This is a genomic window from Erwinia aphidicola (genome assembly GCF_024169515.1).
GTDB lineage: Bacteria > Pseudomonadota > Gammaproteobacteria > Enterobacterales > Enterobacteriaceae > Erwinia > Erwinia aphidicola.
In genome coordinates this window covers 1,542,176-1,565,709 of sequence record NZ_JAMKCQ010000001.1, presented here as the reverse complement: position 1 = coordinate 1,565,709, position 23,534 = coordinate 1,542,176, and the positions used below count along the sequence as shown (strand labels likewise).

Here is a 23,534-nt window from a genome sequence, read left to right as displayed (position 1 = left end):
GCGGCTATTTTCAGCCATCGATGCCCGCGGTTCAACCTTTAAACGGCCAGCGCCAGCGGCAGCTGTTCGCGCATCCAGCTGACAAAGCTGCTGCGCTTCTCTGACGGGCTGAGATCCTGGCGCCACAGCAGATGGATTGGGCGGCTGCTCTGCTGCCACTCGCGCAGCAGCGGCACCAGCCGGCCCGCTGCAATATCTTCCGCCAGCAGAATATGCGGCTGCAGAATCAATCCGGCCCCGGCCAGCGCTGCCTGGCGCAGCGCCTGGCCATCGTTACAGATAAAGCTGCCGTCGGTCGGCCACTGCACCTCACCCAGCCGCCAGGCATTGCCCTTATTCCACGCCATATTGCACAGGCAGCGGTGCTGATAAAGCGCCTCTGGCGTTTGCGGCGTACCGTGCTGCGCCAGATATTCCGGCGCGGCGCACACCACCATCTGATAATCCCCGAGCTTCTGGGCAACCAGCGGTTCGGCATTTTTCAGGCTGCCCACGCGCAGGGCGAAATCAAACCCTTCGGCGATCAGATCGACGAAGTTGTCGTTGAGATCCAGCTCGATCTTCACCTGCGGGTAACGCGCCTGGTAGCGGGCGACCACTGCAGCCACCGCACTGGCCCCAAGGTTGAGCGGCGCGCTGATGCGCAGCAGCCCGGACGGCGTGCGCTTCATATTCTCCACGCTCTCTTCCGCCACTCGCAGCTGCAGCAGCGCCTGTTTGCACTGCCGGTAGTAGCTCTCGCCCGCTTCCGTCAGGCTCTGGCGCCGGGTATTGCGCTGCAGCAGGCGGGTATCGAGCGCGCTCTCCAGCTGGCGCACATGCTTGCCGACCATCACGGCGGTGATATCCAGCCGCCGCGCTGCCTCGCTGAAGTTGCCGCTGTCGACCGCGCAGATAAAGGCTTCAATACTGCGTAATTTATCCATGATTACAAACCCTGGGTTAGGAGTTCCCGAAAGTATCGCGCATTTATCCCGGCTCTGCACTGCGCGACAATCCATCAACCGCACCTATGAGGAGAGAACAGATGAAAATTTTAGTGATTGGCGCATCCGGTACCGTCGGCCAGAGCATCGTGAACGAACTGAGCCGTGACCATCAGGTGATCCGCGTGGGAAAAACCCAGGGCGATTTCCAGGTCGACCTGACCCGTGAAGAGAGTGTGAAAGCGCTGTTTGCCAGCACGGGGAAGGTCGATGCGGTGATTTCCGCCACCGGCGGCGTGCACTTCGGTCCGCTGGGCGAAATGACCAGCGCGCAGTTCGACAGAGGGCTGCAGGATAAGCTGATGGGCCAGGTGCGCCTGGTGCTGATCGGCAAAGCGTTCGTTAACCCGGGCGGCTCCTTTACCCTGACCAGCGGCATCCTGGCGCAGCAGCCGATCCGTACCGGCGTCAATGCCACCGCGGTCAATGCGGCGCTGGAAGGCTTCGTGCTGGCAGCGGCCAATGAGCTAAACGGCCTGCGCATCAACGCCGTCAGCCCGACGGTATTAACCGAATCGCTGGAGAGCTACGGTCCGTTCTTCCCCGGATTTGAAAGTGCCCCGGCCAGCCGCGTGGCATTAGCCTATCGCCGCAGCGTCGATGGCAATGAGACGGGGCGCGTTTACCGCGTCTGGTAATGCCGCCGGAAATAGTGGGGGATACTGGCGTCTTAAACGGGCGAAATATCCCCCAACGCCTTCAGGGGTGTATATCCCTACTCTTTTTGTAAGACGGTAATTCTTTTACAGTTTCCGCTTTAAAATCCCTGTCTAAAATAGCCGCTGTTAAAAAGTATAGCCGAGGCTATACTCAAATCCCTGATTTTACTGTCTTTTTTTCTGGCCATTTGCGTGCTAGGATGCGTTTCACTTGAGCTGGCTTGTGGCTATTTTTCCGACATAAGCTGATGTTTTAACGATTTGGAACGCACCCGTCGCTTCAGACCGGGATAAATACAATGAACCTATACGCCACCCTGATTCTCGCTTTCGGCATGTCGATGGACGCTTTCGCAGCGGCAATTGGCAAAGGTGCCAGCCTGCATCGTCCGACCCTGAAAGAAGCACTGCGCACCGGTCTGATTTTCGGCGTGATTGAAGCGCTGACGCCGCTGATTGGCTGGGCTATTGGCCTTGCCGCCAGTCAATACGTGATGGCGTGGGATCACTGGGTCGCATTCGGCCTGCTGTTTATTTTAGGCAGCCGTATGATCGTTGAAGGCTTGCGTAAAAAAGAACAGGAGCCGGAAGAAGCGCCAACCCGTCACGGTTTCTGGCTGCTGGTCTGTACCGCAGTCGCCACCAGTCTTGATGCGATGGCGGTGGGCGTTGGTCTGGCGTTCCTGCAGGTCAATATCGTCACTACCGCGTTGGCGATTGGCGCCTCGACCATGATTATGGCGACCGCGGGTATCCTGCTCGGCCGCTTCCTTGGCCCGGTGATGGGCAAATGGGCAGAAATTTTCGGCGGCGTGGTGCTGATCGGTATCGGTTCGAGTATTCTGGTTGAACACCTTGGGCTGATGAGTTAATCCTCCGCCCTTTCAGCGCGCAGCGGAGCGGATATGGCGTTATCGGTCGTTAACTGGAACAGCCACAATCAGATAGAGTGCGCGCACCTCACCGCCCGCAATGCGGCTTTCCCGCTGCACACGCACGAAGAGTATGTAATCAGTGCCAATCTCAGCGGCGTTGAACAGCTCAGCCTGCATCAGCAAACCCTGACGGTCCACGCCGGGGAAATCACCCTCTACAACCCCGAAACTTTACAGGCCTCGCAGTTTGGCGATCGTCCGGTCGAGTTTTTCAGCGTGCACCTGCCGCAGCAGGTGTTTGCCGATCTCGCCGATCGTGCGCCGCCGATCCTGCGGGAAGGGGTGCTGCGCGATCCCCAGCTGTTTGCCGCAATCTGTGGCTTTGCGCAGTCGCCGCAGGAGCAGGAGGTGCAGCAGCAAAACCTGCTGTGGCTGACCAGCCAGCTGCTGAAATATAGCCGGGATGAAGCGCTGTCATCGGCCCCCGAGTCGCTGGGCCAGGCGCTGGAGTGTATGCGTGATAACCTGACCAGCAAACTGACGCTGGACCAGCTGGCCGCCGCTGCCGGGCTGAGCAAATTCCACTTCGTGCGGCAGTTTCGTCAGCAGATGGGCATTGCGCCGCTGCAGTACCATATGCAGCTGCGCTTGCTGGCGGCGCGCAATCTGCTGCGCCATCAGCACGGCACGCTGGAGGTGGCGCACCGGCTGGGCTTCTACGATCAGAGCCACTTTATTAACAGCTTCCGTAAAATGATGGGCATCACGCCGCATCAATACCTGCGCCTTATCCGCCGATAAACTCGCGATAGCCGGAAACAATCACATAACCCGCGAAGTAGCAGAAGATCGCTGCCGAAGCGATATACGACCAGCGCAGCATTTTCGCCCCGAGCATGCGCCCGCCAATACTGCCGACCGCGCACAGCATCACTGACCAGCTGACGCCCGCCAGAAAGAAGCCGCTTAAAAACCAGCCGGAATCCGCCGTGCTGCCGCTGCCCATGCGCGAAATCAGCGCGCCGCCCACGGCGGCAAACCACAGGATCGCCGTTGGTGATGACATCGCCAGGAAGATGCCGCGCAAAAAGTTCTGGCGGATGCTCAGCGCTTCGCCAATATCACCGACGCTGAGTGACGTAGCAGGCTTGAGCGCGCTCTGCACCATCTTCCAGGCAAACCACAGCAGGATCAGCGAACCGCCAATCCACAGCACCCAGCGCACCGGGGTGAACTGCAACAGCACCGCCATTCCGGCCATGGCGAGGATCGCGTAGATCAGATCGCCAATGCAGGTGCCGATCCCCAGCCACAGGCCGTGAAAAAAACCGCGCTGCATCGCCAGAGTGATCATCGCGATATTGGCGATGCCAATGTCGAGGCAGAGAGAAAGACTGAGTAAAAAACCGTTAGAGAAGGGCATTGGCGTCCAATCCGGCATGAAAGATAGGCAGATTATCACCGCTGCCGATGGGAAAATATTGGAAAAAATTGCGCAGGCGGGTAGTAAACTGCGCCGCTAATCAAGCGGAGAAATCGCTAAGCGCAGCGGCTCGTTTAGGGAAGGTTTAACTTTTTCCTGACATACTAAAAGTCTAAAGTGTGATCTGCTTCAAAATTTATTGCCTGAAAAACGCGCTGGTTGTATAATTTTTTTGCGTAATTCAACAAAAGTTACAAGCGGACCCCATGAAAAAATTCTTTAAATACGTGTTTCGCATCTATGTCGATACCTTCAAACACGTACCGCCAGGCGCCGTACTCTAAGCCCGGCAGCAACCGAAAACCCTCGATAACTTCGGTCACGGATTGACCGGGGCTTATCACCTCCACCGCTTCCTCCGCGCACGACAAAAAAATTCCTTACGACTCCATGCTGAGAAGAGGTGACGTTCTGACAGAGCGCTATTAGCGCATTTTACGGGTCGACCGAAAAAAATGGTCGACCCGTACGGTTGGGCCGCCCGATCGTTGGAGGGATTTCACGCGGGACAGGCATGCCTGACCCTCTCATTTTACGCGAAATCCACCCACGTCGCCCCGGCATCCGCCGACTCGACGCAGCGCTCAACCCACTGCACGCCCGCAACGCCGGCATGCACGTCCGGGTACCAGAAATCGGCCAGCAGCTGCGTGTCGCCGCGATCGGTGGCATCCATCGCCACGGCAAAACGGCGGTAAAGATTCGACCAGGCTTCAAACAGCCCTTCCGGGTGGCCGCCGCCGATGCGGTCCTCTTCCAGCGCGCGTGCGGCGAGGTAGCCCATGCCGCGCTCCAGAATGCGCACCGGCTCGCCCTGAATCTCATAGCGCAGCTGGTTGGGCTGCTCGTCCCACCACTCCAGGCTGGCTTTCGATCCGATCACGCGGATCTTCTGCCCGTGCATCGATCCGCAGTTCACCGCCGAGCACCACAGCGATCCCACCGCGCCGTTATCGTACTCCATCAGCACAAAGGCGTTGTCCTCCAGCGGCGCCCGGCTTTTAACAAAGCTCTGGCGCGAACACATCAGACGCTTGATTTTCAGCTGCGGCAGCAGGGTTTCCGCCAGGAACAGCGGGTGCGTCGCCAGGTCGCCCAGCACGTAGCTTGGCCCGACAAATTTCGGATCGACGCGCCAGCGGGTGCTCGGGTTATCCAGCTCCACCGCCTGGTGGTGGAAGCCGTGTGAGAACGACATATTCACAATGCGGATATCGCCCAGCAGCCCTTCAGCAATCATGCTGCGCGCCTGCTGGATCAGCTGATGGCCGGAGTAGCCGTAGGTAACGCCGATGATTTTGTTGTTCTGCTGACTCAGTTCGGCCAGCTGTTTGGCTTCCGCCGTGGTGAAGCACAGCGGCTTCTCGCACACCACGTGCAGCCCGGCTTCCAGCGCCGCCTTACAGATAGCAAAGTGGGTGTTGTTCGGCGTGGCGATCGAAACCGCCTCAATGCCGTCAGCGCGCTGCGCTTCCTGCTGGAACAGCGTCTGATAGTCCGGGTAGCAGCGCTCGCCGTCGACGCCCAGGCTCTCGCCAAAGGCCCGGCCGCGCGCCGCATCAATATCAAACGCGCCCGCAATCAGGGTAAAAGTGCCGTCGCGCAGCGCAGCGGAACGGTGGATATAGCCAATCTGGCTGGTGCCGCCGCCGCCGACCATGCCCCAGCGCAGGGAGCGGTCGAGAGGTTTAATGCCGTTAATCATGTGATGTTCCTTAATTAAAATCCGACGCTGTTCAGGTAGCGCAGGCTTTCGGTGACGTCGTGCAGGCTGCCATCGGCATTGCGCGGGTCGCGCTCCTGCTCGATGGTGATCCAGCCCTGATAGTGGCGCTCTGCGAGGAGGGCACGCACCGCCGGGTAGTCAATCGCCCCCTGACCAAGTGGGCACATCACCCCTTGGGCGCAGGCGGTGAAAAAGTCCAGCTCGCGGGCGATCGCATCGCTGAACACCGCATCGTTGACGTCTTTGAAATGCAGGTAGTCGATGCGGTCGAAGTAGTGCGCCAGCGCCGCGATCGGGTCCATGCCCGCGTAGTAGAGGTGCCCGGTGTCGAGGCACAGGCCCGCCACGCTGTGCGGAATATCCCGCACCAGCTTTTCCAGCTCGTCGGCAAACTCGATGCAGCCCCCGGCATGCGGGTGGATCACCGGGCGCACGCCGTACCCTTGAGCGATGCGGCAGATCTCGTTGATGTGGCTTATCATGCGCTGCCAGTCGCTGTCGGACAGGCGTTCTGCCTTGTGGTATTGACCGGCAAGGCGCGCGCGCCCGGCGTTACCGAAGTCGATAATTACCAGATAAGGCGCCGCAAGGTTATCGCCGTGCTTTTTGCTGGCGGTCGGGACTTTGGCCAGGCTGCCGCACAGAGTGTGGGTCAGGGCGATCATCGCCGGGAAGTTAGCTGCGCTCACCAGGTCATCGAAAATCGTACCCGCAACAATCGTCAGACCGTACTGGTTCAGCTCCTGCGTCAGCCGCGCCGGGTCGGTGGGCAGGTAGCTCCACGGGCCAAGTTCGATGGCCGGATAGCCCGCCTGCGCCGCTTCTTTTAGCACTTTCTCATACGGCGGCAGATGCGGGTTTTTCGGGTCGTCCACCCCCCAGCTGCAGGGCGCGTTAGCAATATGAATCGTCATCACGCTCTCCTTTGTGAATTAATGAGGCGCGGTTTTGCTTTCAAGTTGGGACGAGCGGCATGTTCCTGCGGCACCAGGCAGCCGGTAATGACGTTGGCGACGGCCCAGCCGGGGGAGCCGGGAGTGCTGGCTGAGGGGTTTGTTGGCGCGGGAAATGAGGGCACGGGATACTCCTGCAACGGTTATTTGCAGGGAGTATCAAATGAATGTTCCATTACCATCAATGATGGAATGTTTATTTTTTGATGGCGATCTCACTATTTTTGATAGTTTTAAATGATAAAATTCTATCATTATCGCCATTTCAGGATGTTATCCGGCGCCCAGCGCCGCGCGCGGAGGGGGCAGGGATCAGTAATTCTCTTTAGTCATCAGCTCAAAGCCGCTGGTCAGTGCGATAAAGCTGCCCGACTCCTGGCTGTGTGCCAGCTGCATCGCCTCAATCACCCGTGCGGCCAGCTCATCAAGCCGGTGGGCGATCATGATATCCAGCGTACCGTCGATCAGCGCCAGCTGCGCATCCTGCAACGGGCCATGGCAGATCAGCGTGATCTCCTGCCGCCTGCTGCTGTCGCGCAGGGCATTGACCACCCCTTCGACGCCGCCGCACGGCGCATAGATTACCGACAGTTCAGGATGATTGCGGATCAGTTCCGCCGTGACCTGGTAGCCGCGCTCGACGTTTTCAAAACTTTTTACCGGCTCCAGCACCCTGTGCCCGGTGGCGTATTCACGCAGGTAGGAGCGGAAGCTGATCTCACAGGTCTCCTGGCAGAGAAAGCGGTTATCGCCGACGATCACCCCTACTTTCCCAGGCGGCCCGCTCAGGCGCTGAACGGCCCAGGCGGCGGTTCTTCCCGCCTTGCGGTTATCCAGCCCGATGTAACCCGCATGGCCGCATGGCGAAAGGTCCGACAGGATGGTGAAGACCTTCACCCCTTTCTTCACCGCCTGCTCCACTGCCCGGCGTATCAGCGCGTTATCCAGCGCGATTAACGCCAGCATATTGACCCTATTACTTAACTGCTCAATCGCGGCGGCGGTCTGTTCAATGGCATGAATACCGTGAAAGGCGAATTCAATCCCGGTGCCCTCCTGCAGGTAGGGCGCGGCCTGCTTCTCCAGCGCGCGGGAGAAGGTGTCGTAAAAGGAGTAGTCGCGCGACAGCAGGATCACCCCGATGCGCAGCGTGCCGCTACGATGAAGTGGAGCACCCTGCGGCAGAAACTCGGGGTCGAAGCGGTAACCGAGGCGCGTCGCGGCCTGCACCACCCGTTTTTCCGTGTCGGGCCTGACCGGGGCGCGGCGGTTCAGCACCCGGTCAACGGTGGCAACACCCACTCCGGCCTCGTGGGCAATGTCTGTCAGCGTGGTTTTTTTCATCGGCTACGGCTCCCTGGCATGCGTAATGCGAAAAAACTATCACGTCCGGTCAGTCGATGGCGTGGATAAATCTGCGGGATATGACGCGAGTCAGATTATTTTTTTTATTATTTGAGTATTAAGGTCTGAACGTTTCATTTTGCTGTGAGGATAAGGTGCGGAAAGCACAAATTTCATGCTATCTTGTGCAAACATACCGCCCGGTATCTTTTGTGAAGAGAATGTTGATGAAATCCTCCCAATCCGGCAGCTCAGCTGGCGAAACGCCCTCCTGTCAGCGCGGCTGGCATCGTAAAAAGCAGCCTGAGCAGGTGCGCGCCGCACTTATCCAGTGTGCGGCCGAGCTGGCCGCCCGCCAGGGGCTGAGCGGCGTAACCGTGCAGGCCGTTTCTGACGCCGCAGGCGTGACAAAAGGCGGATTTTTTCACCATTTTCCCCACAAGCAGGCGCTGCTGGATGCGGTGTTTGATGCCTTTATGGCAGAGCGCGAGCAGGAGATAGACGCGCTGATGGCAGCCGATCCCCATCCTGGCGGCCGCTTTACGCGGGCGTATATCACCACGGCGTTTGAGGAGATGTCCCAGCGCGGAGAGAATATTCATATTCCCCTCTCGCTGTCGATGATGGCATCCCCCGCCCTGTGCCAGCGCTGGAATGCATGGCTGGCGGGGCGTTTACAGCAGCACCAGCTGACCGACAGTCATCCGCTGCATGAGGTGGCGCGGCTGGCGACGGACGGCGCCTGGCTGTCCGGCTCGCTGGAAGTGCACAGCGCCGTGCGCGATGCGCAGATCCTGAAAAACCATTTACTGGCCCTGACCCGAGAGAGTGAACCATCGTGAAATCGACCTTCAAACAGGAAGTTGTTCATCAACTGCTGCACTGGCTGGAAGGGAATATCCATACGCCGCTGACGATAAACGATTTTGTGGAAAAGTCGGGCTATTCGAAATGGCATTTGCAGCGCATTTTTAAAGAAGTGACCGGGCAGAAGCTGGCGTCCTACTGCCGTCAGCGGCGGCTGACATCCAGCGCCTTTATGCTGCGGCTGTTTGACCGCCAGATCGATTCGGTGGGCAGCGAGCACGGCTTCTCCAGCCACAATGTCTATCACAAAACCTTTAAGCGCCACTTCAACGTCACGCCCGCGCAGTATCGTGATGCGCTGCACTGGTCGTGCAAAGGGCTGTGCCCGCCAATCAACCTCAGCGCGCAATCAGTCCCGCAGGGAGAGCAGGTAGAGCTGGATGGACTGCAGCTGACGGGCGCGCTGAACGAGTATGCCTTTACGCTGGCGACCATCAGTGACTTTGACTGGGCGGCGCGTGAGCGGTTCTGGCAGGCGCGGCTGGCGGGCAGGGCCGCAAACCCCGGCACGCTGTACGGCCTGACTAACGTGGTTAAGGGCGGCCCGCGCGAAGATGACTGCGGCACCTTGCAGTATCTGACCTGTCTGGATAATGACGCGCCCTCAGCGGTCGCGCCGCTTAAGCTTGAAATCGTCAGGCAGCCTTACCTGCACTTCACCTTTCGCGGGGATGTGCGTCACTACGCGGATTTTATCAAGCTGATTTATGAACATGCCCTGCCGACCGCCGGTGCGGTGCGTCGTGACGGCTACGACATTGAACGCATTGATGCGCAAAGCTTTGCCGCTGTGGCTGGCAAGCAGGCCCAGATTGATTATTTCGTGCCGGTGATGGTTTGACGTGAAGTGGGGAAAGCAGGGGGGGTAAAACGGGCATGCCCGCCCCCTGGGATGCAGAGTTCGGGCATTGCCGGTGGTGCAGAGTTACTTAATCAGCTCAGCGGTCATGTAGACACCGTTGTTGGAGTTAGCACCGGTGATTTTGTATGAAGAAGCACCAGCCTGCTCTGCCTGAGCGGCGATTTTCGCTTCAGCGCCGTCCAGTGTTGAACCGGTAGCGCTCACGCTCTGCGCGAAGCTGGCGAAAGAGACGGTGGAGAGAACGATAACAGCAGCAAAAGTTTTGATAGATTTCATTGGGTAATTCCTTCATTAAGTTTGATTGGCTGGGGCGTTGTGCCCCGTTGAAAACAATGTTACGCCTGCTGAAGGAAATCTGATAGCGGAGGGTTTTGCAGAAGTTGTTCAAAATTATTGTTCAACAATTGACGCTGTTTTACGCTTATAAAGCTGGCCTGACACAGTGGACAGTTTGTGACATTTGACCAGCCCAATTGGAACCTGAATTAACGCCGCAGCGTAGTGAGGAAATGTGCTTTCACTTTCTCTGCTGCTACCGTCAGGCACAGCTTATGGCGCGGGCAGCCAGCAAAGGGATCGTCCATGGACGCCGGGCTTTGCAGCTGGCGCAGCGTCTGACCCCGGGAAACGCGGTCGGTCACCACGCGCACCGGGGATTCAGTCACGCCAAACCACTGCGGGTGATTAAGGTAAGCGATGGTCAGGGTATCGTGCAGCGCCATGCCGGCGATGCCCTCTTTTTGCAGGGCGTACTCCATATAGCCCTGCGAGATTGCGCTGAGTACCGGATGGTTGAGGGAGCGGATCTCGTCGCTGCTGAGCTGCACCTCCAGCGTGACGTCCAGCGGCAGCATCACCACCGGAATACCGCTGCACAGCACCTGATCGGCGGCGTGCGGGTCCTTCCAGATATTAAACTCCGCAAACGGCGTGACGTTGCCGGCGTGGCCGTGGCTGCCGAACGCGCCGCCCATCATCACCAGCTGTTTAATCTGCGGAATAATATCCGGTGCCTGGTTAATCGCCGTGGCGATATTGGTCAGCGGACCGATGGCGACAATCGTCAGCGCGTCAGGATGCGCGCGCACGCTGCGGATAATAAATTCAATGGCATTTTCCGCCGCTCCGCTCCACGGGTTATCAAATACGCCGCCGAGGCCGTCTTTACCGTGTACGGCCCAGGCTGGCACGGTGGGTTGATGCGCCAGCGGGCGCGAGCAGCCGCGATAGATCGGCACGTCGAGGTTGATTTTCTGGCTGAACAGCCGGGCATTGCTGACCGCCTGCGCGACGGGAACATTGCCAAAAACGGTGGTAATGCCGAGGATATCGACGCTTTGCGCCGCATACGCCAGCGCAAAAGCGTCATCGACGCCAATATCGGTATCAAAGATCACTTTTTCCATCAGAAGCTCCTTATCCGTTGAGCGCGCATCCCTGCCTGAACATCAGCGGGTCAGCAGATTATGCAGCGCCTGGAGATCGTTTTTCACCCATTCCAGTTCCTGGGCAAACTTTTCGTCCGACAGCAGCGGCTGGCGGAACAGGGTAATCAGTACCTGCGCCCCTTCTTCATTGGCGACGATACGCATCGGCACAAAAATTTCCTTGCTGTAACCGCTGTCGATGTAGTGGTCCATAATGCAGAACGGGTTGTGATCGGTGAAGCGCACCTTGACCGGACCCTGTGGTCCATGGCCTTTCCAGACGCTGCCTTCCTGCTCCAGCGGACCCTGGCTAAGGCCGGAAGCCCACTTCGGGAAGAACTCGGGTTTCCAGATCGTTTCATAGAGATCGACCCAGTTACGATGAATGGCAAGGCTAAGGGTGTGTGAGGACAGCATTAAAAACCTCCGGTCGATGATGATTAGCGGATTTAAACACCGGGGGCGGCGGATGAGAACCCCTGCAGCGCCCGTTATCTTGATACCACGACGCAGCTCGCAAATAAATGTAAACGATTTCAATGACCGATAACGGCTTGTTTCGACCGGCCGGTCCGCCTATAAATGAGGCTTAACAATACGGGCAGGAGAGCAGGGTGAAGCAACAGGATATTGGGCGACTCTTACTGCTGGCGGCGATTTGGGGTGCCAGCTTTTTATTTATGCGCGTGGCCACGCCGGTTTTCGGCTCGCTGAATACCGCATTTCTGCGCGTGCTGTTCGGCTGCCTTGGCCTGCTGGCACTGCTGCTGGTGCTGCGCGTCAGGATAAATTTTAGCGGTAAAGCGCTGCCGGCGATGCTGCTGGGGGTGATCAACTCAGCGGTGCCCTTTGTCATGTACTGTCTGGCGGCGAAGTGGTTGCCGGCGGGTTACTCGGCGATCCTGAATGCCACCACGCCACTGATGGGCGTGCTGATTGGTGGGCTGCTATTCTCTGAAACCTTCACCGTGCGCAAAGTGCTGGGGGTGTTTATCGGGCTGCTGGGGATTGTGCTGCTGACCACCACCGGCAGCCTGGCGCTGTCGCATCTGGTGCTGATGGGCATTGCCGCCTGCCTGGTGGCAACCGCCTGCTATGCGCTGGCCGGGTTCCTGACGAAAAAGTGGATTGGCGATCGCGGCGGAATGGATGCCAAACTGGTGGCGCTCGGCAGCCAGATCGGCGCGACGCTGTTTATGCTGCCGGTGTTTATCGGATCGGTGGCGACCCAGCCGGCGGTGCAGTGGAATCACCCTGGCGTCTGGCTGTGCGTGCTGGCGCTCGGGCTGGTGTGTACCGCCTGGGCTTATATTCTGTTCTTCCGCCTGATTGCCGATATTGGCCCGCTGCGCACCCTGACCGTGACCTTCCTGATCCCGCCGTTTGGCGTGCTGTGGGGCTATCTTTTCCTCGATGAAACCCTCTCCGAAGGCTTTATCGCCGGGGCGCTGGTGATTATCGTCGCGGTGTGGCTGGTGACCGGCAGTGCAAAACCCAAGGCGCAGGTCACCGAAGTGGCTGCCAAATCCTGATCAGGTTGGGATGCGGTTGTCCGGCATTTTGGGGCGGGTGAACAGCTGTTGGTAGATCCAGCCCAGCACCACGCTGGTCAGCCAGGAGACGACCAGCAGCAGCAGATAGATCAGCGGCGTAAAGCGCGGCGCATAGATCATCTGCTGGAAGAAGTAGTAGCAGTAGAAGGTGTGGGTCAGCCAGATAAAGGTTGAGCGCTGGCCCAGCTCCGCCAGCACGGCTTTGCTCCAGCCGGGCAGGCGCTGACAGACATCCAGACACAGCACAATAAACAGTGGCGTGACCAGTGCCAGCCCGAGATTGGCGAAGCCCGGCAGGCGGGTTGCGCCATAAACTGCGACGATAAACAGCACCGACAGCGGCCAGAACAGGCGGCGTTGCAGCGCCTGATGCACCAGTGAATCAATATCCTCTTTGTGCCGTCCGGCCAGAAAACCGCAGATGAACGGCAGCAGCCACATGCCGTAAAGCCCGATATCACGCTCAATCCAGCTGCTGTGGAAATAGCGGAACGACAGATTGCCCGCCACCAGCAGCAGCAGCCCCACGCCCAGCAGCAGGCCGGAAGACAGGTTACGCATCAGCGGCAGGGTAAACAGATAAGCGATATAGAGCACCAGGAACCACCACTCACCGTTCCACGTCGTCGACAGCCCGCTGAGGTTAAGCAGCACATTCGCCGGCTCCAGCGAGTAATTTCCGCTGCCGTTAAACCACACTACCCCGAGCGGCACGAAGATCAGGCACACCAGCCAGAACTGACTGTAAATCCCCCAGCTCTTTTTCAGCAGGTCGCGCCAGCCGCGCGCTTTGCTCATGGCAAAGCCGTAGCCGGAGAGAAACAGGAACATCGGCACGCAGATTTTTTCAAACCCGGCGATAGCCCGCTCCAGGTTGACCCACGGCAGCAGGTGCTGGACCGTCACCGCTGGGTCGATGCGTTCCGGGAAGGCAAACAGATGATGCCCGACCATAAAGGCAATCGCGATGCCCTTAAGCCAGGCTGTTTGTTGTCTGGAGATCTGCATGATGGCACCCCGGCGCGCTGAACACTTTTCAGCGACTATAAATCAGCCAAAGTTGCTGGCGGAAACGAATAATCAGCGCAGGTAGCGACTTTCAGATTAGCCTGGTGAAGCCGCGGTCCAGCATTAACTGGACGTCTTAAGCGCGAGTGAAAAGGTATGTTGGTTACGCTTTTTCGTCACAGGCTGCGTAACAGGCGGCTTAATGACGGCAACAGACCGCCTGATGAGGAGGAAAACATGGCAAATAGCGTTTATGACCTGCGATCCGCGCTGGCGCTGCTGGCGCAGACGCCGGGTGAGCTGGTCAGCACCGATACTGAAGTGAACCCGCACGCTGAGCTTTCCGGCGTCTATCGCTATGTCGGGGCCGGCGGCACCACGCTGCGCCCGACGCGCGCGGGGCCGGCAATGTTATTCAACAAAGTCAGAGGCTTTGACGATTTTCGCGTCGTGACCGGAGTGCTGGCATCACGCCGCCGCGTCGGGCAACTGCTCGGCTGCGAGCCTGCGCGGCTTGGGCATTTATTGATGAATTCGGTGAACAACCCGATCCCGCCGGTGCTGACCAAAGCCACCGACATCCCCTGCCAGCAGGTGATACATCTCGCCAGCGATGAGGGTTTTGATATCCGCACGCTGCTGCCTGCGCCCACTAATACTGAAGAGGACGCCGGCCCCTACTTTACCATGGGGTTGTGCTACGCCAGCGACCCGCAAACCGGCGAATCGGACATCACCATTCACCGCCTGTGCATACAGGGGCGCGATGAACTGTCGATCTATTTTGTTCCCGGCCGTCATATTGATGCGTTTCGCCAGAAGGCCGAAGCCGCCGGGAAAGCCCTGCCGATCACCATCAGCATCGGCGTTGATCCGGCGATTTATATCGGTGCCTGCTTCGAACCGCCAACCACACCGCTCGGCTTCGACGAGTTATGCGTGGCCGGCGCGCTGCGCGGGCAAGCGGTAGAGCTGGCGCAGGCGGTGTCGGTGGATGCGCGGGCGATTGCCCATGCCGAGGTGGTGATTGAGGGCGAGCTGCTCCCCAATGTGCGCGTGCGCGAGGACCAGAACACGAATACGGGTAAGGCGATGCCGGAGTTCCCGGGCTATACCGGCGCGGCAAACGCCTCCCTGCCGCTGATCAAGGTGAAAGCGGTCACCCATCGCCGCCACCCCATCCTGCAGCACACCCTCGGTTGCAGCGAAGAGCATGTCAATATGGCGGGTATCCCAACCGAGGCGAGCATACTCGGCATGGTGGAACGGGCGATGCCGGGGCGTTTGCTGAACGTGTTTGCCCACTCATCCGGCGGCGGGAAATTCCTCGCGGTGATGCAGTTTAAAAAAGCCGGACCGATGGATGAGGGGCGACAGCGGCAGGCGGCGCTGCTGGCATTCTCCGCCTTCCCCGAGCTGAAGCACGTGATGCTGGTGGATGAGGACGTGGATATTTTCGACAGCAACGACGTGCTGTGGGCGATGCAGACCCGCTATCAGGGCGATGTCGATACCCTGTTTATCCCCGGCGTGCGCTGCCACCCGCTGGACCCGTCGCAGGTGCCGGAATTCAGCCCGTCGATCAGCGCGAAGGGTATCTCCTGCAAAACCATTTTCGACTGTACCGTGCCCTATGCGCTGAAAGATCGCTTCCAGCGCTGCCAGTTTCAGGAAGTCGACATTCAGCGGTTTCTGCCAGATTTTGAATAAGCCGCAGGTCGGGCATGCCCGACCCCCTGGCTGGCTGGCTGGTTCAGCGGTAAAGGGCGCTCACTTTGCGTGAGGTATGCAGTAGGCGCAGAATCGATATCTGCTGCGCGCTGATGGCGTAAACCATGATAAAAGGCAGATGGGACAGGGTCAGCCTGCGGCGCTTGTCATTGCCGCTGATAACGACACCGCTTTGAGGCTGCTCAGCCAGCAGGCGACTCATCGCGACAAATTTCTCATCTGTTTGTGTGGCAACGGGGCAACCGGCTTCACGGTACAGATAGCGAAAGATTGCTTCCCTGTCAGCGAGCGCGGCCGTTGCCCACCGGACCTGATATTTCATAACTCACCTTTAGCCGCCAGCACTTTGAGATTGTCCATATGGGCATTCGCCTGTTCATCGCTGACAAATTCGCTTTCCCCCGCATCAAAGCGGTTAAACGCCTGTGCAATTTGCATTTCCAGCCAGCGATCGTGGCTGTCGTTTTGATATTCCCGCTCCTCGGCAGCAAGTTCCTCTGCGCGCTGGCGCATCAGTTCCGTCAGGCTGACCTTACGGCGTTCAGCGGCCTGCATCGCCAGACGCTTCGTCTCATCATCAATTCGGAAATGGATGGTGGGCATGGGGTGAATCCTTTGTGGTGTCGTTTGTGTTGTCATTGTGCCTGAACTCCCTGGTGCAGTCAGATTAAATTTCGTGCTAATCCTGCGCATTTTTATACTTTTTTTACACCTCGCCCCCCTATTTTTACATCAACTTTGCACGCCGCTCGCAACAATAGCTGCAACCTGAAACGCCTCTGGAGGTGTGTTGTGAGCGTTGCCGTAATAAGCGGAATTGTGCTGGTCTTTATGCTGTTGGCGTACCTGGTGTATGCCCTGATCAATGCGGAGGCGTTCTGATGGCTGCCCCTGCATTCTTACTGATTGCCAGCTATCTGGCGCTGCTGATGCTGCTGGCCCGCCCGCTGGGCAAAGGGCTGGCGCGGCTGGTGGAGGATCGCCCGTTAGCGGGCCTTGGCGCGTTTGAACGTGTGCTATGGCGCGTAAGCGGCGTGCGCCCGGCGGGCATGAACTGGCAGCGCTACCTTGTGGCTATCCTGCTGTTTAACGCCTGCGGCCTGCTGCTGCTGTTTATCCTGCTGATGAACCAGGCGTCGCTGCCGCTTAACCCGCAGCAGCTGCCCAACCTCAGCTGGCACCTGGCGCTGAATACCGCCGTTAGCTTTGTCACGAATACCAACTGGCAGGCGTACGCCGGGGAGAGCACCCTGAGCTATTTCAGCCAGATGGTTGGACTGACGGTGCAGAACTTCCTCTCTGCCGCCACCGGGATCGCCGTGGCCTTTGCGCTGATGCGCGGCTTCGTTAACCGCGCAGTGGGCGACCTCGGTAACGCCTGGCGCGATATCACCCGCATCACGCTCTACGTGCTGCTGCCGCTGTCGCTGCTGATGGCGCTGTTCCTCGTCAGCCAGGGCGTGCTGCAAAACACCGACGGCTACCTGAGCCTGACCACGCTGGAAGGGGTCAAGCAGACGCTGCCGATGGGGCCGGTGGCCTCGCAGGAAGCGATCAAGATGATCGGTACCAACGGCGGCGGTTTCTTTAACGCCAACTCCGCGCACCCGTTTGAAAACCCGACCGTGTATAGCAACTTTGTGCAGATGCTGGCGATCTTCCTGATCCCGGCCGCGCTGTGCTTTGCCTTTGGCGACGTGCTGCGCGATCGCCGTCAGGGGCACACGCTGCTGTGGGCAATGTCGCTGATGTTCCTGGGGGCGGTGGTGGTGGTGATGTGGGCCGAGCTAAATGGCAATCCGCATTTCCTCACGCTCGGCGCCGATAGCGCCATCAATATGGAAGGTAAAGAGACGCGCTTCGGCATTCTCAACTCCAGCCTGTTTGCAGTGATCACCACCGCGGCCTCGTGCGGGGCGGTGAACGCCATGCATGACTCGTTTACCGCGCTTGGCGGCATGGTACCGATGTGGCTGATGCAGATTGGTGAGGTGGTATTCGGCGGCGTCGGGGCCGGGCTGTACGGCATGCTGCTGTTTGTGCTGCTGGCGGTGTTTATCGCCGGGCTGATGATCGGTCGCTCACCGGAGTACCTCGGGAAAAAAATCGACGTCTGGGAGATGAAAATGACCGCCCTGGCGATCCTCGTCACGCCTTGCCTGGTGCTGCTCGGCACCGCGCTGGCAATGATGACCGAGGCCGGGCGCAGCGGCATGGCGAACCCAGGCACCCATGGTTTCTCCGAGGTGCTGTACGCGGTGTCGTCAGCGGCGAACAACAACGGCAGCGCCTTTGCGGGCCTGAGCGCCAACACCCCGTTCTGGAACCTGCTGCTGGCGTTCTGCATGCTGGTTGGCCGCTTCGGCATCATCATTCCGGTGCTGGCGATTGCGGGTTCCCTCGCGCTGAAAAAGGTTCAGCCCGCAGGTCAGGGCACGCTGCCAACGCACGGCGTGCTGTTTATTGCCCTGCTGATTGGCACTGTGCTGCTGGTGGGTGCGCTGACCTTTATCCCGGCGCTGGCCTTAGGGCCGGTGGCGGAACACCTGAGTTAACGTGGGGGTCGGGCATGCCCGACCCGCTAGCGACCATTGGGCGAGGCATGCCGCGCCCCTGGTTATTGTCGTAAGGACGGAATGAGTCATGAGTCGTAATCAACAGGCACTGTTTGACGGCGCGCTGCTGCGCACTGCACTGGTCGATGCGCTGAAAAAGCTCGACCCGCGCACCCAGTGGCGCAACCCGGTGATGTTTGTGGTGTGGCTGGGCAGCGTGGTGACCACGCTGCTGGCGATCGCCATTGCCAGCGGCAAAACCCCCGGCGAGACCGGTTTTACCAGCGCGATTGCCGTCTGGCTGTGGTTTACCGTACTGTTTGCCAACTTCGCCGAAGCGCTGGCGGAAGGGCGCAGCAAGGCGCAGGCCAACAGCCTGAAGGGCGTGACCAAAACCATTATGGCCAAGAAGCTGGCGGAGGCGAAATATGGCGCCAGCCATCAGCCGGTGGCAGCAGAATCCCTGCGCAAAGGCGACTGGCTGCTGGTGGAAGCGGGCGATACTATCCCCTGCGACGGCGAAGTGCTGGAGGGGGGCGCATCGGTGGATGAGAGCGCCATCACCGGCGAATCTGCCCCGGTGATCCGCGAGTCCGGCGGCGACTTCTCTTCGGTGACCGGCGGCACGCGCGTGCTCTCCGACTGGCTGGTTATCCAGTGCAGCGCCAACCCGGGCGAAACCTTCCTCGACCGCATGATCGCGATGGTGGAAGGGGCTACGCGGCGCAAAACCCCCAACGAGATCGCGCTGACCATTCTGCTGGTGGCGCTGACTATCGTCTTCCTGCTGGCGACCGCCACGCTCTATCCGTTCTCCGCCTGGGGCGGCAGCGCGGTGAGCGTCACGGTACTGGTGGCGCTGCTGGTCTGCCTGATCCCCACCACCATCGGCGGGCTGCTGTCGGCGATTGGCGTGGCGGGCATGAGCCGCATGCTGGGGGCCAACGTGATTGCCACCAGTGGTCGCGCGGTGGAAGCGGCGGGCGATGTCGACGTGCTGATGCTGGACAAAACCGGCACCATCACCCTCGGCAACCGCCAGGCCACGCAGTTCCTGCCCGCGGCGGGAGTCAGTGAAGAACGGCTGGCCGATGCGGCACAGCTGGCCTCGCTGGCGGATGAAACCCCGGAAGGGCGCAGCATCGTGGTGCTGGCGAAGCAGAAATTTAACCTGCGCGAACGCGACCTCGCCAGCATGGACGCCACCTTTATTCCATTCTCGGCGCAGACGCGCATGAGCGGCGTCAACGTGCAGCAGCGGGCGATCCGCAAAGGGGCGGTGGACGCAGTGCGCCGCCATATAGACAGCAACGGCGGCCAGTTCCCGCCGGAAGTGAACGGCCTGGTGGAGCAGGTCGCGCGCGCGGGCGGTACGCCGCTGGTGGTGTGCGACGGGCCGACCGTGCTGGGCGTGGTCGAGCTGAAGGACATCGTGAAAGGCGGTATTAAAGAGCGCTTCGCCGAGCTGCGCAAAATGGGCATCAAAACCGTGATGATCACCGGGGACAACCCGCTGACCGCCGCCGCGATCGCCGCTGAAGCCGGGGTGGATGACTTCCTCTCGGAAGCGACCCCGGAAGCCAAGCTGGCGCTGATCCGCCAGTATCAGGCCGAAGGGCGTCTGGTCGCGATGACCGGCGATGGCACCAACGATGCCCCGGCGCTGGCGCAGGCCGACGTGGCGGTGGCGATGAACTCGGGTACCCAGGCGGCGAAAGAGGCGGGCAACATGGTCGATCTCGACTCTAACCCGACCAAGCTGCTGGAGGTGGTGCACATCGGCAAACAGATGCTGATGACGCGCGGCTCGCTGACCACCTTCAGTATCGCCAACGACGTGGCGAAATACTTTGCGATTATCCCGGCCGCCTTCGCCGCGACCTATCCGCAGCTGGACAGGCTAAACGTGATGCAGCTGCACTCGCCCAATTCAGCCATTCTCTCGGCGGTGATCTTTAACGCGCTGGTGATTGTGTTTCTCATCCCGCTGGCACTGAAGGGCGTGAGCTATCGCCCGCTGAGTGCCGCCGCGCTGCTGCGCCGCAACCTGTGGCTGTACGGCGTGGGCGGGCTGCTGGTGCCGTTTGTAGGCATCAAACTAATTGATATGCTGTTGACCGTCACCGGCCTGGCATAAGGAGAATAATGATGAGTCAGTTACGTCCCGCACTGTTTTTACTGATCCTGCTTACGCTGGTCACCGGGCTGCTCTATCCTCTGTTAACCACTGGCCTTGCGCAGTGGTGGTTTCCGCAGCAGGCTAACGGCTCGCTGCTGCGCGAACAGGGCACCGTTCGCGGCTCGGCGCTGATCGGCCAGAACTTTACCCGCGCCGACTATTTTCACGGGCGCCCTTCAGCGGCGGGTGATGCGCCGTATAATGCGCTGGCCTCTTCCGGCAGCAATCTGGCGGGCAGCAACCCGGCACTGGACCAGGCGGTGGCACAGCGGGTTATGGCACTGCGCGCGGAAAATCCACAGGGCGGGCAACAGGTGCCGGTCGACCTGGTGACCGCCAGCGGCAGCGGGCTGGACCCGCAGATTTCGCCGCAGGCGGCGGCGTTTCAGGCGGCTCGCGTGGCCTCGGCGCGCCATCTGCCCATTGAGGAAGTGCAGCGCCTGATCGCCGATAACACCGTCACGCCGCGCCCGGCGTTTCTCGGCGAGCCGGGGGTCAATGTGCTGGCACTGAATATGGCGCTGGATGAATTACAGCGATAAATAACATCGGGTCGGACATGTCCGACCCCCTACGCCGATCTGGTAGGGGTGAGGCATGCCTCGCCCGAGGTTTTATACCTTAAGGAAACCAATGAACGACGAACTCCAGCGGCCTGACCCGGATGCGCTGCTGCGCCAGACGGCGCACAGCGGGCGCGGCAAGCTGAAAATCTACTTTGGCGCCTGCGCCGGGGTGGGCAAAACCTTCGCGATGCTGCAGGAGGCACGGCGCCTGCGCGCGCAGGGGCTGGAGGTGCTGGTCGGCGTGGTGGAGACCCACAACCGCGCCGAAACGGCGGAGCTGCTCGACGGCCTGACGCTGCTGCCGCGCCGCGCCACCGGCCAGCATCGCCACCCGGAGTTCGACCTTGATACTGCCCTGGCCCGTCATCCGGCGGTGATCCTGATGGATGAGCTGGCGCACAGTAACGCCCGTGGCTCGCGCCATCCCAAACGCTGGCAGGATATTGAGGAGCTGCTGGATGCCGGCATCGACGTGATGACCACCGTCAACGTGCAGCATCTGGAAAGCCTCAACGACGTGGTTGGCGGCGTGACCGGCGTGCGCGTGCGCGAAACCGTGCCGGACCCGTTTTTCGATGCCGCCGATGAAGTGGTGCTGGTGGACCTGCCGCCGGACGACCTGCGTCAGCGGCTGAAAGAGGGCAAGGTTTACATTGGCGAAGGGGCCGAACGCGCCATCGAAAACTTTTTCCGCAAGGGCAACCTGATCGCTCTGCGCGAACTGGCCCTGCGCCGTACTGCCGACCGCGTCGACGACCAGATGCGTGCCTGGCGTGACACCCAGGGGCGGGAGAAAGTGTGGCACACGCGCGATGCTATTCTGCTGTGCATCGGCGACAACAGCGGCAGCGAAAAGCTGGTGCGCAGCGCGGCGCGGCTGGCGGCGCGGCTCGACAGCGCCTGGCACGCGGTGTATGTCGAAACCCCGCGGCTGTATCGCCTGTCCGAAGCGCGGCGGCGCGGCATCCTGCGCACCCTGCAGCTGGCGGCCGATCTCGGCGCGGAGACGGCAACGCTTTCCGATCCGAGCGAAGCCAGCGCGGTGCTGCGCTATGCCCGCCAGCACAACCTCGGCAAAATCATTATTGGCCGCCGCCCGACCAGGCGCTGGTGGCGTGAACGTTTTGCCGACCGGCTTGGTGAACTCGGGCCTGACCTCGATATTCTGATTGTCGCGCTGGATGACCCGCCGCCGGAAGCCGCCAGCCCGCTGGCCCCGCGCAGCAGTGAACACAAATGGCAGGCTCAGCTGCGCGGCTGTGCGGCGGCGCTGCTGCTGTGTACTCTGGTGACCGTGGCCGGGCGCTGGCTGCTGCCCGCCGTCGATTCAGTCAACCTGGTGATGGTCTATCTGCTGGCGGTAGTGATTGTCGCGCTACGCTACGGGCGCTGGCCGTCGGTGGTGGCCACGCTGCTGAATATCGTCGCCTTCGATCTGGTGTTTGTTGCGCCGACCGGCACCATGGCGGTCTCCGACGTGCAGTATCTGGTGACCTTCGGCGTGATGCTGGCGGTGGGGATGATCGTCGGTAATCTCACCGCCGGGGTGCGCTATCAGGCGCGGGTGGCGCGCTATCGCGAACAGCGGGCGCACCATCTGTATGAGATGGCGAAATCCCTGAGCCGGGCGCTGAGCCAGCGCGATATTGCCGCTACGCTCCAGCACAGCGTTGAAAGCACCCTGCAGGCCAGCTGCGAGCTCTATCTGCCGGATGAAAACGGCGAGCTGGTGGCCGTGGGTGAAACCCATCTCAGCGCGGTGCCGGACCGTGCCATTGCGCGCTGGAGCTTCGATAAGGGCCAGCCCGCGGGCGCGGGCACCGATACGCTGCCCGGCGTGCCGTGGCAGATGCTGCCGCTAAAAAGCGGTAGCGAGACGCTTGGGCTGCTGATCCTCGAACCGCGCAACCTGCGCCAGCTGATGATCCCTGAACAGCAGCGGCTGGTAGAGACCTTTACCGTGCTGATCGCCAACGCGCTGGAGCGCATGAACCTGAGCCAGCGCGAAGCGGTATCACGGCTGGCCGCCGAGCGCGAGCAGCTGCGTAACGCGCTGCTGTCGGCGCTCTCCCACGATCTGCGCACTCCGCTGACGGTGCTGTTCGGCCAGGCGGAAATCCTGACCCTCGATCTCGCCGCCGAGAATTCACCGTATGCTCCGCAGGCCAGCGCGATGCGCGAGCAGACGCTGAACACCGTGCGGCTGGTGAATAACCTGCTGGATATGGCGCGTCTGCAGTCCGGCGGCTTCAACCTGAAGCGCGAATGGATGGCGCTGGATGAGCTGATCGGCAGCACGCTGCGCCAGATGGCTCCGTCGCTGGCCGGGCGCGAGGTGCAGCTCGATCTGCCGGGCGAGCTGCTGCTGATTGACGTTGACGGCCCGCTGATGGAGCGGGTGCTGACCAATCTGCTGGAGAACGCCCTCAAGTACGCCGGGCAGGCCGAGATCGGTATCCGCGCCCGCGCCGCCGAACGGCAGCTCCAGCTGGAAGTGTGGGATCGCGGACCGGGCATTACGGGCGGGCAGGAGCAGCTGATTTTTGAGAAGTTTTCGCGCGGCAATAAAGAGTCGGCGGTGCCGGGCGTCGGGCTGGGGCTGGCAATCTGCCAGGCGATTGTCACCCTGCACGGCGGCGAGATTCACGTTGAGAACCACCCGCAGGGCGGTGCGCGTTTTATCCTCCACCTGCCGCTGACGCCGCCGCCGGTGATTGCGGATTATGCCGAATAATGCAGCGTACACGCTGACTGAATAGT

24 protein-coding genes are annotated in these 23,534 nt (G+C 60.4%); 13 read left to right on the top strand and 11 right to left on the bottom strand.

Translation table 11 applies throughout. The features are described from left to right. Window positions 1-38: 38 nt before the first annotated feature. Window positions 39-926, bottom strand: a complete 888-nt coding sequence (locus tag J2Y91_RS07330) for a LysR family transcriptional regulator (RefSeq protein ID WP_253537717.1) — start codon at window positions 924-926, stop codon at window positions 39-41. 101 nt (window positions 927-1,027) lie between these two features. Between J2Y91_RS07330 and J2Y91_RS07325 the strand changes: the two genes are divergently transcribed. From J2Y91_RS07325 to J2Y91_RS07315, 3 genes are all read left to right on the top strand, one after another. Continuing rightward, the gene (locus tag J2Y91_RS07325; RefSeq protein WP_253537714.1) at window positions 1,028-1,624 is read left to right on the top strand and encodes a short chain dehydrogenase; all 597 of its coding nucleotides are present in this window, start codon (window positions 1,028-1,030) and stop codon (window positions 1,622-1,624) included. Window positions 1,625-1,944: 320 nt separating this feature from the next. After that, window positions 1,945-2,517: a manganese efflux pump MntP gene (mntP, locus tag J2Y91_RS07320; RefSeq protein ID WP_048917819.1), complete on the top strand. Its 573-nt coding sequence runs from the start codon at window positions 1,945-1,947 to the stop codon at window positions 2,515-2,517. 33 nt (window positions 2,518-2,550) lie between these two features. Further along, entirely contained in the window at window positions 2,551-3,321 is a 771-nt protein-coding gene (locus J2Y91_RS07315) for a helix-turn-helix transcriptional regulator (protein ID WP_133622440.1), read from the top strand. On the opposite strand, the gene J2Y91_RS07310 is transcribed toward J2Y91_RS07315, so the two are convergent. Next, entirely contained in the window at window positions 3,308-3,943 is a 636-nt protein-coding gene (locus J2Y91_RS07310; protein WP_133622441.1) for a LysE family translocator, read from the bottom strand. The two genes, J2Y91_RS07315 and J2Y91_RS07310, sit on opposite strands and share 14 nt — an antisense overlap. 266 nt (window positions 3,944-4,209) lie before the next feature. Between J2Y91_RS07310 and azuC the strand changes: the two genes are divergently transcribed. Further along, on the top strand, window positions 4,210-4,287 hold the full coding sequence (gene azuC, locus J2Y91_RS23165; RefSeq protein ID WP_488175364.1) for a stress response protein AzuC: 78 nt from the start codon (window positions 4,210-4,212) through the stop codon (window positions 4,285-4,287). A gap of 248 nt (window positions 4,288-4,535) precedes the next feature. Here azuC and J2Y91_RS07305 read toward each other — a convergent pair whose 3' ends face one another. The 3 genes from J2Y91_RS07305 to J2Y91_RS07295 all read right to left on the bottom strand — a co-directional run bounded on the left by J2Y91_RS07305 (window position 4,536) and on the right by J2Y91_RS07295 (window position 8,026). After that, entirely contained in the window at window positions 4,536-5,708 is a 1,173-nt protein-coding gene (locus J2Y91_RS07305; protein WP_133622442.1) for a Gfo/Idh/MocA family protein, read from the bottom strand. A 14-nt stretch (window positions 5,709-5,722) separates the two neighbouring features. Next, entirely contained in the window at window positions 5,723-6,643 is a 921-nt protein-coding gene (locus J2Y91_RS07300; RefSeq protein WP_133622443.1) for a TIM barrel protein, read from the bottom strand. A gap of 351 nt (window positions 6,644-6,994) precedes the next feature. Then, window positions 6,995-8,026 (bottom strand): LacI family DNA-binding transcriptional regulator, encoded by a 1,032-nt coding sequence (locus J2Y91_RS07295; protein WP_133622444.1) that lies wholly within the window; start codon window positions 8,024-8,026, stop codon window positions 6,995-6,997. A 227-nt stretch (window positions 8,027-8,253) separates the two neighbouring features. On the opposite strand from J2Y91_RS07295, the gene J2Y91_RS07290 reads away from it, so the two are divergent. Further along, window positions 8,254-8,868 (top strand): TetR/AcrR family transcriptional regulator, encoded by a 615-nt coding sequence (locus J2Y91_RS07290; protein WP_166643140.1) that lies wholly within the window; start codon window positions 8,254-8,256, stop codon window positions 8,866-8,868. After that, entirely contained in the window at window positions 8,865-9,734 is an 870-nt protein-coding gene (locus J2Y91_RS07285) for a helix-turn-helix domain-containing protein (protein WP_166643141.1), read from the top strand. The genes J2Y91_RS07290 and J2Y91_RS07285 overlap by 4 nt, the downstream gene beginning before the upstream one ends. An 84-nt stretch (window positions 9,735-9,818) precedes the next feature. On the opposite strand, the gene J2Y91_RS07280 is transcribed toward J2Y91_RS07285, so the two are convergent. The 3 genes from J2Y91_RS07280 to J2Y91_RS07270 all read right to left on the bottom strand — a co-directional run bounded on the left by J2Y91_RS07280 (window position 9,819) and on the right by J2Y91_RS07270 (window position 11,599). After that, window positions 9,819-10,031 carry a YdgH/BhsA/McbA family protein gene (locus J2Y91_RS07280; protein ID WP_133622447.1) on the bottom strand — a complete coding sequence of 71 codons (213 nt, stop codon included), beginning with the start codon at window positions 10,029-10,031 and terminating at the stop codon, window positions 9,819-9,821. 209 nt (window positions 10,032-10,240) lie between these two features. Then, a complete protein-coding gene (locus J2Y91_RS07275; protein ID WP_133622448.1) occupies window positions 10,241-11,161 on the bottom strand; it encodes a nucleoside hydrolase in 921 nt (306 codons plus the stop codon). A 42-nt stretch (window positions 11,162-11,203) separates the two neighbouring features. Further along, complete coding sequence (locus tag J2Y91_RS07270; RefSeq protein ID WP_133622449.1) at window positions 11,204-11,599, bottom strand: polyketide cyclase; 396 nt, start codon at window positions 11,597-11,599, stop codon at window positions 11,204-11,206. Between the two features lie 197 nt (window positions 11,600-11,796). On the opposite strand from J2Y91_RS07270, the gene J2Y91_RS07265 reads away from it, so the two are divergent. Continuing rightward, entirely contained in the window at window positions 11,797-12,714 is a 918-nt protein-coding gene (locus J2Y91_RS07265; protein ID WP_133622450.1) for a DMT family transporter, read from the top strand. On the opposite strand, the gene J2Y91_RS07260 is transcribed toward J2Y91_RS07265, so the two are convergent. Continuing rightward, complete coding sequence (locus J2Y91_RS07260; protein WP_133622451.1) at window positions 12,715-13,743, bottom strand: acyltransferase family protein; 1,029 nt, start codon at window positions 13,741-13,743, stop codon at window positions 12,715-12,717. 237 nt (window positions 13,744-13,980) lie between these two features. On the opposite strand from J2Y91_RS07260, the gene J2Y91_RS07255 reads away from it, so the two are divergent. Next, window positions 13,981-15,453 carry a UbiD family decarboxylase gene (locus J2Y91_RS07255; RefSeq protein WP_133622452.1) on the top strand — a complete coding sequence of 491 codons (1,473 nt, stop codon included), beginning with the start codon at window positions 13,981-13,983 and terminating at the stop codon, window positions 15,451-15,453. Window positions 15,454-15,496: 43 nt separating this feature from the next. On the opposite strand, the gene J2Y91_RS07250 is transcribed toward J2Y91_RS07255, so the two are convergent. Together J2Y91_RS07250 and J2Y91_RS07245 are read right to left on the bottom strand one after the other, a co-directional pair. After that, on the bottom strand, window positions 15,497-15,796 hold the full coding sequence (locus tag J2Y91_RS07250) for a type II toxin-antitoxin system RelE/ParE family toxin (RefSeq protein ID WP_133622453.1): 300 nt from the start codon (window positions 15,794-15,796) through the stop codon (window positions 15,497-15,499). Beyond that, window positions 15,793-16,077: a damage-inducible protein J gene (locus J2Y91_RS07245; protein ID WP_133622454.1), complete on the bottom strand. Its 285-nt coding sequence runs from the start codon at window positions 16,075-16,077 to the stop codon at window positions 15,793-15,795. The genes J2Y91_RS07250 and J2Y91_RS07245 overlap by 4 nt, the downstream gene beginning before the upstream one ends. 189 nt (window positions 16,078-16,266) lie before the next feature. On the opposite strand from J2Y91_RS07245, the gene kdpF reads away from it, so the two are divergent. The 5 genes from kdpF (at window position 16,267) to kdpD (ending at window position 23,508) form a co-directional block, all read left to right on the top strand. Next, a complete protein-coding gene (gene kdpF, locus J2Y91_RS23045) occupies window positions 16,267-16,356 on the top strand; it encodes a K(+)-transporting ATPase subunit F (protein WP_099754023.1) in 90 nt (29 codons plus the stop codon). Beyond that, the gene (gene kdpA / locus J2Y91_RS07235) at window positions 16,356-18,029 is read left to right on the top strand and encodes a potassium-transporting ATPase subunit KdpA (protein WP_048917804.1); all 1,674 of its coding nucleotides are present in this window, start codon (window positions 16,356-16,358) and stop codon (window positions 18,027-18,029) included. The genes kdpF and kdpA overlap by 1 nt, the downstream gene beginning before the upstream one ends. Before the next feature lie 88 nt (window positions 18,030-18,117). Then, window positions 18,118-20,166, top strand: a complete 2,049-nt coding sequence (gene kdpB / locus J2Y91_RS07230; protein ID WP_048917803.1) for a potassium-transporting ATPase subunit KdpB — start codon at window positions 18,118-18,120, stop codon at window positions 20,164-20,166. An 11-nt stretch (window positions 20,167-20,177) separates the two neighbouring features. Then, window positions 20,178-20,750 carry a potassium-transporting ATPase subunit KdpC gene (kdpC, locus tag J2Y91_RS07225; protein WP_133624987.1) on the top strand — a complete coding sequence of 191 codons (573 nt, stop codon included), beginning with the start codon at window positions 20,178-20,180 and terminating at the stop codon, window positions 20,748-20,750. A 91-nt stretch (window positions 20,751-20,841) separates the two neighbouring features. Continuing rightward, window positions 20,842-23,508, top strand: a complete 2,667-nt coding sequence (gene kdpD / locus J2Y91_RS07220) for a two-component system sensor histidine kinase KdpD (protein WP_133622455.1) — start codon at window positions 20,842-20,844, stop codon at window positions 23,506-23,508. Window positions 23,509-23,534: the final 26 nt, after the last annotated feature.

Excerpts from the sequence above, each read along its gene's own strand:
- J2Y91_RS07250 (WP_133622453.1), bottom strand. The coding sequence starts at position 15,796 with ATGAAATATCAGGTCCGGTGGGCAACGGCCGCGCTCGCTGACAGGGAA.
- J2Y91_RS07325 (WP_253537714.1), top strand. The coding sequence starts at position 1,028 with ATGAAAATTTTAGTGATTGGCGCATCCGGTACCGTCGGCCAGAGCATC.
- J2Y91_RS07310 (WP_133622441.1), bottom strand. The coding sequence starts at position 3,943 with ATGCCCTTCTCTAACGGTTTTTTACTCAGTCTTTCTCTCTGCCTCGAC.
- J2Y91_RS07290 (WP_166643140.1), top strand. The coding sequence starts at position 8,254 with ATGAAATCCTCCCAATCCGGCAGCTCAGCTGGCGAAACGCCCTCCTGT.
- J2Y91_RS07255 (WP_133622452.1), top strand. The coding sequence starts at position 13,981 with ATGGCAAATAGCGTTTATGACCTGCGATCCGCGCTGGCGCTGCTGGCG.
- J2Y91_RS07280 (WP_133622447.1), bottom strand. The coding sequence starts at position 10,031 with ATGAAATCTATCAAAACTTTTGCTGCTGTTATCGTTCTCTCCACCGTC.
- azuC (WP_488175364.1), top strand. The coding sequence starts at position 4,210 with ATGAAAAAATTCTTTAAATACGTGTTTCGCATCTATGTCGATACCTTC.
- J2Y91_RS07275 (WP_133622448.1), bottom strand. The coding sequence starts at position 11,161 with ATGGAAAAAGTGATCTTTGATACCGATATTGGCGTCGATGACGCTTTT.
- J2Y91_RS07245 (WP_133622454.1), bottom strand. The coding sequence starts at position 16,077 with ATGCCCACCATCCATTTCCGAATTGATGATGAGACGAAGCGTCTGGCG.
- J2Y91_RS07260 (WP_133622451.1), bottom strand. The coding sequence starts at position 13,743 with ATGCAGATCTCCAGACAACAAACAGCCTGGCTTAAGGGCATCGCGATT.
- J2Y91_RS07315 (WP_133622440.1), top strand. The coding sequence starts at position 2,551 with ATGGCGTTATCGGTCGTTAACTGGAACAGCCACAATCAGATAGAGTGC.
- kdpD (WP_133622455.1), top strand. The coding sequence starts at position 20,842 with ATGAACGACGAACTCCAGCGGCCTGACCCGGATGCGCTGCTGCGCCAG.
- mntP (WP_048917819.1), top strand. The coding sequence starts at position 1,945 with ATGAACCTATACGCCACCCTGATTCTCGCTTTCGGCATGTCGATGGAC.
- kdpC (WP_133624987.1), top strand. The coding sequence starts at position 20,178 with ATGAGTCAGTTACGTCCCGCACTGTTTTTACTGATCCTGCTTACGCTG.
- J2Y91_RS07270 (WP_133622449.1), bottom strand. The coding sequence starts at position 11,599 with ATGCTGTCCTCACACACCCTTAGCCTTGCCATTCATCGTAACTGGGTC.
- kdpB (WP_048917803.1), top strand. The coding sequence starts at position 18,118 with ATGAGTCGTAATCAACAGGCACTGTTTGACGGCGCGCTGCTGCGCACT.
- J2Y91_RS07300 (WP_133622443.1), bottom strand. The coding sequence starts at position 6,643 with ATGACGATTCATATTGCTAACGCGCCCTGCAGCTGGGGGGTGGACGAC.
- J2Y91_RS07305 (WP_133622442.1), bottom strand. The coding sequence starts at position 5,708 with ATGATTAACGGCATTAAACCTCTCGACCGCTCCCTGCGCTGGGGCATG.
- kdpA (WP_048917804.1), top strand. The coding sequence starts at position 16,356 with ATGGCTGCCCCTGCATTCTTACTGATTGCCAGCTATCTGGCGCTGCTG.
- J2Y91_RS07295 (WP_133622444.1), bottom strand. The coding sequence starts at position 8,026 with ATGAAAAAAACCACGCTGACAGACATTGCCCACGAGGCCGGAGTGGGT.
- J2Y91_RS07330 (WP_253537717.1), bottom strand. The coding sequence starts at position 926 with ATGGATAAATTACGCAGTATTGAAGCCTTTATCTGCGCGGTCGACAGC.